Below are 7,733 nucleotides of genomic sequence, written 5' to 3'. Positions count from 1 at the left end.
CTCTGTCTGCGTAGGCACAGCAAGCAAGCAAGGAAGATTTATATCAGTAGCACATTTTTGTACAGAATTTTTAAGATTAACTATAGGCAGAGAAATAAATGACAGACAACGTACATGGGCAATCGATGAGCATTAAACGTAGCATCGATGAGGCGTATCTCATCGCTGAACGTGATGGTTTTGCGCTTTTGGATACCGATATTGATGAAAGTCGCCTTAAAAAAACGCTCGATAATGACAGCTGCGGTGCCTTTGTCTGCTTTGAGGGGCGTGTTCGCAACCATAATAATGCCACGAGCGTTAACCGCCTAACCTATTATGGTTATGAAGATTTGGCCATCAATCAAGGCCGCGCCATCATCGAAGAAGCCAAAAAGCGCTTTGAGATTACCCATGCCATCGCCATTCATCGTATTGGCGCGTTAGAGATTGGCGATGTGGCGGTTTGGGTTGGCGTCGTTTCTGCCCATCGCTATCCTGCCTTTGATGCTTGCCGCTGGATATTAGATACCATTAAAGCCGACATTCCGGTGTGGAAACAAGAATACTACCAAGATGAATCCTCTAAATGGCTTAGCAATAATGGCTGAGTATTATTCATAAGTAATGGCAGAGCGAAGTATAATCATGCTTAAAATAATAATTCCATCGGCCTGCTTAGCATTATTGCTTACGGCTTGTAGCAAAGAGCAAGCCAATCAAACTGTTCAATCGGACGCCGATAACAGTGCTGAGCAGACCCAAATACTGCGTATCGCCGCCGCTGCCAACTTATCAGATGTCTTGCCTGCTATCATCGAAGGGTATAAAGTAGATGAAAATCTGCCTAATCAAAAAATCGAAGTTACCTTTGCTTCATCAGGCAAGCTATACTCTCAAATCACCTCGGGCGCACCTTATGACATTTTCTTGGCGGCCAACCAAGCGTTTCCCGCTAAATTGGTCGATGAGATGTTTAAAGGTGACAGCAGTCGGATGCCGTTTACCTATACTCAAGGTCAACTCTCCATTTATAGCGCGACCAAACCGGTTGATAGTTTGAATCAGACTACCTTGACTGAGTTACTGCAGAATGATGCCAAGACAAAAATCACTATTGCCAATCCTGAGCTCGCACCTTATGGCGAATCTGCCAAGGCTTATTTACAGTCACAAAATCTTTATGACTCTCTAACGGCACAAAAGCGCATCATTCAGGCAGAAAATATCGGTCAAGCTTTTCAGTATGCGCATACAGGCAATGTCGATTATGGCTTTGTCGCGCAGTCGCAAGTGACGGCGATTAAAGCCTCGCCTGAGCAGTTTTATACGTTGGCGCCAGAGTCTTATCCGCCTATTTTACAAGACGGCATGCTCATTAATGACACTGCTGCCGCGACAGATTTCTCAAATTATCTGCGCTCTCCTGCCGGACAAGCTTACTTTTCTAAAGCAGGATATTTAGCGGTTAAGTAGCTTATTTGTAGAAAGCTAGCGGTAGAATAAAGACGTTGGCAGGTTCAGTCTATATTTTAATACTTTTACTTGCCTACTTTGAATGCACATTTTTTTAAGCAAGCTGTATAATAATAACGTGGCATCATAAATCACGCCCTATAAGCGACGTAATGGATAAAAGGTAGATAGATAAACACGCTATGATGTCCCAGTTTCTTATTTCAGACATGCTGCTGCCGGTATGGGTCAGCATCAAGCTTGCCGGTATTACCACCCTTTGCTTATTATTGTTTGCAACGCCATTGGCCTATTGGCTCGCCAAACCTAGCCGCGGCAACATCGTTGGGCGTATAAAGATACTGCTCATGGGCATCATTGCGATGCCGCTTGTTTTGCCGCCTACGGTTATTGGTTTTTATTTATTATTACTGCTCAGTCCGAGCGCAGGTATTGGTAAATGGCTTAGCGAGCATAATGTCAGCCCTTTGGTTTTTACCTTTGAAGGACTGGTTATCGGCTCCATCATTTACTCCCTACCCTTCTATATTCAGCCCGTTTACGCGCAGTTTTTACGCATTCCCCAAAGCGTGATGGAAGTGGCGGGCTTATTAGAGCCCAGCCGTCTACGACGTTTTATGAGAGTTGCTCTGCCGCAAGCGCGCATTGGTATTATTTTAGGCAGTTTAATCAGCTTTGCTCATACCATTGGCGAGTTTGGTGTGGTGCTGATGATAGGCGGCAGTATTGCAGGTGAAACCAAGGTTGTCTCTATTGCGATATATGAGCAAGTAGAGGCACTAAATTATGAAGCGGCGCACATGATGTCAGGGATTCTTATCATTATGGGCGTTATTATGGTGGCGCTGATTGCTAGCGTCAGTCGGCTTAATCAGCGCCCATAAGTATTTGTTCAATAGCGAATCAACTTTTTAATTTAACAACTCAAACTTTTAAATTACTACTTTTTTTCGCCAAATCCAACTCGTTGGCATAAGCAAACAAAGCCGGCGCACCGCCCGTATGCCAAAATAACACACTATCGGATTTCTTAATTTTTCCCGTGCGAATCATATCGATGAGCCCGCCCATCGCGCGACCGGTATAAACAGGGTCAACCAAGATTCCTTCCGTTTGCGCCGTCATGGCAATGGCTTCATTTTCTAATGCACCCACTACGCCATAGCCTGCACCAACATAATCGGAGTTTAGGATTAAATCTGACGCGGTAAATTCATAATCTGCACCGATGAGTTTTGCCGTGCTATTAGCAAGCGCCAACGTATATTGATCAAAAGAGACTTTATCCGTCTCGCCTTTATCGATATTGATACCTACTATCTGATAAGGTGAATTAAAGATTTTGTTGCCAAGCATCAAGCCTGCCTGTGTGCCGCCAGAGCTCGACGCAAACACGATATGAGTCAAGGATATATCCATGCTTTGACGCTGCGTCTCTAGCTCTTTAAACGCCTCTACAAAGGCTAATGCTCTGCGCTCGCTTGAACCTCCGTACGGCACCACATGAACCTTTTTACCTTGGCTGGTTAATTGCTCGACGATGCTAGGAATGTCTTCGCCTTTGCGATGATTGCCTGCCCAGTGAATATGGCAACCAAACAGCTTATCTAGCAATAGATTGCCATTTGTCTGTTCAGGCTCTTCGCCACCTAACACTAAATGACACTCTAACCCTAAGCTCGCCGCCGCCGCTGCCGTCTGACGGCAATGGTTTGACTGTATGGCACCGGCAGTGATAATCGTATCAGCGCCTTTAGCGAGCGCGTCACCAAGGATAAATTCAAGCTTACGAGTTTTATTGCCACCCAATGCCAGCCCCGTATTGTCATCTCTTTTCATATAGATGTTAGGGCCGCCAAGTGCCTCACTTAATCTTGCCAGCTCAACCAGCGGGGTTGGAAAAAAGCCTAACGACTCTCTAGGTATGCGGTTATAGTCCATGTTGTATTTTATTCCTATTATGAATAGTTATCTAAAATTTGCCTGTTAACACAGCATACAATAGAAATTTAGGCGGCGCTGCTGCTATTTAAAATGAGCAGACACAAAAAAAACCTCAAACAATCTAATGTTTGAGGCGAAACTTGCTTAAACTCGAGAGTTTAAATTCGTTTTAAATATGGCGCAGCGGACGGGACTCGAACCCGCGACCCCCGGCGTGACAGGCTAGAACCACCATATTTCATTGATGTATATTAAAGTCTTTTAACCTACAAAACCTCATATATAAAGGGCTACAGAATAATATTTCAAATGACGTTTAGCGTAATTTAAAGTTATTTATCAAGTCAGATACACCATTTTTGGTCACTGATATAGTATAAAAATTATACTTTATAATTAAAAAATAGGTATATATTTTATACTTTTTTTCAGATCGGTATTACTAAAAGCGCCTCAATATACATCCTTACTCCTCCAAAAATCGTATCACACTGTTTCATTGTTAGCGAATGGCGACCGATCGCTAAGCTAGACGTGGTTTGATTTACTGTTAAGCTGCATGATCAAAACCTCTCAAGTTTAACTGGACGGGATTGACGGCAGTGGTCAGTACGGCGGCAGCCATAGAATACGATGGCCGTGCCTGTTCAGTAGTTTTTGAATACGTTTGTTTTTATGAAACCGAGCATTATCCATCACAATTACGCATTTAGTCTTGAGACTTGGAATTAGTGTGTATTTGCACCAGTCGTAGAATATGGTGCTGTTAATATTCTGCTCGAAGTAATCTATGGCAAACAGCATCTTTTCATACAGAGCACCGATAACATTCGTACGCTTTTTTGCTTGCCAATTGTAGCTATCGATACAAGGTTTACCAATCGGTGCATAGCCATGAGAGCGGATGGTCTCGTGCTCAAAGCCGCTTTCATCCATATAGACAATGGGATAGCCTTGCTGTGTAAAGCGATCAAGCCTACTTTGGAATATCGCTCTTTTTATCGGACACGCTTTTGGATGTTCTAAGGTCTTTTTTTTGACTGATACCAAGACGCTTTAAGGCCGACTCAATACCTGACTTACTGCAACCTAAACGCCGTGCTCGCTCATACATATAATCGTCTGGATGCTGCTCAACATCTTTCAATAAGGCTTCATTCGATATTTTAGTCGGTGCTTTATTTCTGGTAGTTTTAGGAACCAAGCTCTGCTGCCAGCTGTGAATCGAGCTTGTGCTAAGCTGATAAAAAATAGCTGCTTCTCTAATGGTCATGCCGTCTTTAATGCTACGCAGTACTTGCTTGCGAAAGTCGATTGAATAGGTCATCGTTTATTTCATTAAATGAATGAGTTATAAATATTGTATCGGTTTTATTTAATATTTACTATATTTTGTCAGAATATCTATCTTTGAGAATACTTTTTGCAATGTTCCTTTGGGTACTTTGGCATTTATCAATATTTTTAGACCATGTAGGGTCTATTTGACTACAATTCCAGTCTCCCAGTTTACATGGAAAACATCCTGATAATATTAAACAAAACATCACTGTAGAGCTGATTTTAATAAGGCTTTTCATTATATTTGAACTCCTTGTTAGCGTCTGTTGGTTTGGTTAAAACAGGCGCCGATAAATTTTTCTCATTTGGCACACCCCATATTTTGATATACTCTCTATAGCTATCTGTTTCAACTCTCTGTTTTTCAGTAACAACTCTATTATTGGTATTAATATATTGTCCTTGATTATTCATAAGGTATCGCTCAGGTATCTCTGCATAGTAACTACTGTGCGAATAACATGCCCAACACTCGCCGCCTGTCGCAGGATTGCCGCCTAAGATGATAGGAGGACGACCGACAAAGTCCGCTTTATGTACCGCAGAATAAGCGCCACTTTGATAAACAACTTCATTACCGTCTTTGTCTATACCCACATAAGTATATCCATTTTCGGCAAGCTGATCAGCGTAGTCCTGTACGTTAGTAGCGGTACCGTAAAAGCGTGACTGGCGAATGGGAACTTGTGTAACACCTTGATTGTTATTTAAGTCTTTTAACGCGACGCTACCTGTCAAGCCGCCTCGACTATGGTTACTGGTGTCAATCTGTAAGCCTTTGTCCATAGCATCAAGGTAGATATCTTGATTGAGCTTTTCTGAATTGGTTAAGGGTAGTTTGCCACCTAAAGTATCATTGAACTTGTCATATCCAGCATACATTAACTCTGAGGTTAATGAGGATAGTATCCACCAGCCATCATATCTGCCTGTTGGCTGATTCATGACAACTAGAGCACCTACTTTATTGGTGTCAGTGGTGTTCTGTTTGGCGGCATTGGCTAGTGAGGCTTCTTTATCGTTGAAGATACCGGGGTTTGATACGGTTAGGGTATTGTTAGCTTTGTTTATAAGCGCAAACTCTTCTGCCGTCAGATCATCTAATGACCAAATCTGCCGACTCTCACACTGACCTCCCGTGGAAGCATTACAAGTCTGATACCACATCTCTTTAGGAGCGGTAGCTGACATTTTTGCTCTATCTGCTTGCGTTGTAGCGAACATACCTGTAAACAGACCCGTGTCGCCAAGACCCCACAGAGCACCCAGTCCTGCATCAATCCAGCGAACTTTTTCATTTAGGTTTGCGGCTTCTGATTCTAAACGCAGGGATTCGTTGGTATCTCTGCCATTGTTTCCTCTTCTGATATCAGTAGCTTGCTCTCGTTTTTTGGCGACATCTGCGTACAATTCTTTTTTTAGCTCTTTACGACTATTATCAAGAGCTTGGGTGATTTCAACCTGCGCCCCTAGCTCCTCATTGACTCGTGTTGCATCAAATTCATTGTCAAGCTTACCACCAAGGGCTTCACGGTTCTCAGTAGTAAGCATGCCTTGTGGATCATTGTAGCCACTCACGCCACCTTTGGTGATACTACTATCGCTGTCGCTATCGGTGCCATAACCTAGACTATTCATGTTGGCTTGCGGTTTGCCCGTCGTGTTACCTAGATTGAGACCAACTGAGAGGGCATCGCCTTTATAGCGGCTGGTGTTGATATCTGTTGAGGTCATGCCTTGGTTAAAAATAATATTGCTTTTACCACGAGCTTGGGCGTCTTTTGAGGTAGTAAACACCGCCCCTGTAAACGTGCCTTTACCATGGACGGTAAGATCCGCCTCATTGGCGAAGAGTCCGGTTTGTTGGTAAGTGCCGCCTGCATTGATAATAACGTTGCCGTCGATTGCGCTGATATTGCTGGCCGTGTGGGTCAGTGCAGTTTAATAAATAACAAAAGCAAGAACATAAAAAAGCATGACCTAGAGATGCGAGTATTTTAAGAGGGGCGAAAAATGCGAGGCATGGGCTATTTATTTTTAAGGATTAGATTCGCGCCTCGTCCCTCGGCAAGAACGGATACAACTTGATATTTGAATGAAACGATAAAATATTTAATTTAAAAATATTCTGGGTGTCGCTAGCTTCGCCCAGCCTACGCACTGATCAAGTTCAGCTTTGGCGCGACTGGCGTCTTGGGCTTGGGTGGAGGCGCGAAGGTAGGCTCGGATAAACATGATTGTTCTCAGACTGAACCGCCCCAGGATTGTCGGAGACTCAACATTCTGAGAGAATACGACAATGAAAAGACAAGCCTACACTCCTGAGATTAAAGAACGCGCCGTTCGCATGCTTATTGAAGCGTCGGGCGATTACCCCTCCACCTGGTCAGCTATTCAAGCCATTGCACCTAAGATTGGCTGCACGCCTGAAACCCTGCGGTCATGGCATAAAAAGCACATAGATCAAACCATTCCTGCCTCAGTGCAAGCCCAAAGCCAAGAGCAACGTATTAAAGAGCTTGAACGCGAGAATAAAGAGCTCAAGCAAGCCAATGAGATTATACGTAAGGCAGCCGCTTTTTTCGCCCAGGCGGAGACGGGTCGTCCACCCAGATAATGGTTCAGTTTATTGATGACTATAGAGGTAGTTATGGGGTCGAGCTGATTTGTAGAGTACTACCGATTGCCCCATCAACCTATTACCGTGCTAAAGACTTAAGCGACAACCCACAGAAGCGCTCACTACGCAGTCAACATGACGACTATTTTGGCAGGACAGTAAATGTCGTTATGGTGTGCGCAAAGTCTGGCAGCAGATGAAAGCTGACGGGTTAAAGGTTGCTCGGTGTACCGTAGAGCGTTTAATGAAGCAGCATGGCCTACAAGGGGTTTGGCGCGGTAAGGGTAAGATGACCACCAACAGCCGTGACGATCAAAAGCGCGCTGATGACTTGGTCAATCGTAACTTTAGCGCCCATCGTCCTAATCAGCTG

The 7,733-nt window shown here is 43.8% G+C and carries 8 protein-coding genes, 1 pseudogene and 1 other annotated feature; of the genes and pseudogenes, 5 read left to right on the top strand and 4 right to left on the bottom strand.

Annotated elements, in window-relative coordinates; genetic code table 11:
* Nucleotides 1–98 precede the first annotated feature (98 nt).
* From B4240_RS03580 to modB, 3 genes are all read left to right on the top strand, one after another.
* A complete protein-coding gene (locus B4240_RS03580) occupies nt 99–590 on the top strand; it encodes a molybdenum cofactor biosynthesis protein MoaE (RefSeq protein ID WP_296236868.1) in 492 nt (163 codons plus the stop codon).
* Between the two features lie 37 nt (nt 591–627).
* Nucleotides 628–1,455, top strand: a complete 828-nt coding sequence (modA, locus tag B4240_RS03575; protein WP_296236867.1) for a molybdate ABC transporter substrate-binding protein — start codon at nt 628–630, stop codon at nt 1,453–1,455.
* Nucleotides 1,456–1,637: 182 nt separating this feature from the next.
* On the top strand, nt 1,638–2,339 hold the full coding sequence (gene modB / locus B4240_RS03570; RefSeq protein ID WP_296236866.1) for a molybdate ABC transporter permease subunit: 702 nt from the start codon (nt 1,638–1,640) through the stop codon (nt 2,337–2,339).
* Nucleotides 2,340–2,379: 40 nt separating this feature from the next.
* Here the strand turns inward: modB and B4240_RS03565 are convergent, their stop codons facing one another.
* The 4 genes from B4240_RS03565 to B4240_RS03550 all read right to left on the bottom strand — a co-directional run bounded on the left by B4240_RS03565 (nt 2,380) and on the right by B4240_RS03550 (nt 6,537).
* The gene (locus B4240_RS03565; protein ID WP_296236865.1) at nt 2,380–3,396 is read right to left on the bottom strand and encodes a D-cysteine desulfhydrase family protein; all 1,017 of its coding nucleotides are present in this window, start codon (nt 3,394–3,396) and stop codon (nt 2,380–2,382) included.
* Between the two features lie 609 nt (nt 3,397–4,005).
* Nucleotides 4,006–4,335, bottom strand: coding sequence for a transposase (locus B4240_RS03560; RefSeq protein WP_296236864.1), 330 nt, complete (start codon nt 4,333–4,335; stop codon nt 4,006–4,008).
* Nucleotides 4,336–4,375: 40 nt separating this feature from the next.
* Nucleotides 4,376–4,726, bottom strand: coding sequence for an IS630 transposase-related protein (locus B4240_RS03555; RefSeq protein WP_296236863.1), 351 nt, complete (start codon nt 4,724–4,726; stop codon nt 4,376–4,378).
* A 236-nt stretch (nt 4,727–4,962) separates the two neighbouring features.
* The gene (locus tag B4240_RS03550) at nt 4,963–6,537 is read right to left on the bottom strand and encodes a hypothetical protein (RefSeq protein WP_296236862.1); all 1,575 of its coding nucleotides are present in this window, start codon (nt 6,535–6,537) and stop codon (nt 4,963–4,965) included.
* Nucleotides 6,538–6,561: 24 nt separating this feature from the next.
* Here B4240_RS03550 and B4240_RS03545 point away from each other — a divergent pair, with 24 nt between their 5' ends.
* Together B4240_RS03545 and B4240_RS03540 are read left to right on the top strand one after the other, a co-directional pair.
* Nucleotides 6,562–6,741 carry a hypothetical protein gene (locus tag B4240_RS03545; protein ID WP_296236861.1) on the top strand — a complete coding sequence of 60 codons (180 nt, stop codon included), beginning with the start codon at nt 6,562–6,564 and terminating at the stop codon, nt 6,739–6,741.
* Between the two features lie 298 nt (nt 6,742–7,039).
* Nucleotides 7,040–7,733 (top strand): annotated as a pseudogene (locus B4240_RS03540) (IS3 family transposase); the annotation flags it as partial.
* Nucleotides 7,315–7,431 (top strand) — a sequence feature (AL1L pseudoknot). Its footprint overlaps the pseudogene before it by 117 nt.

It is taken from the genome of Psychrobacter sp. UBA5136, from assembly GCF_002414005.1.
Lineage (GTDB): Bacteria > Pseudomonadota > Gammaproteobacteria > Pseudomonadales > Moraxellaceae > Psychrobacter.
This window is presented reverse-complemented; position numbering and strand designations above follow the sequence as displayed.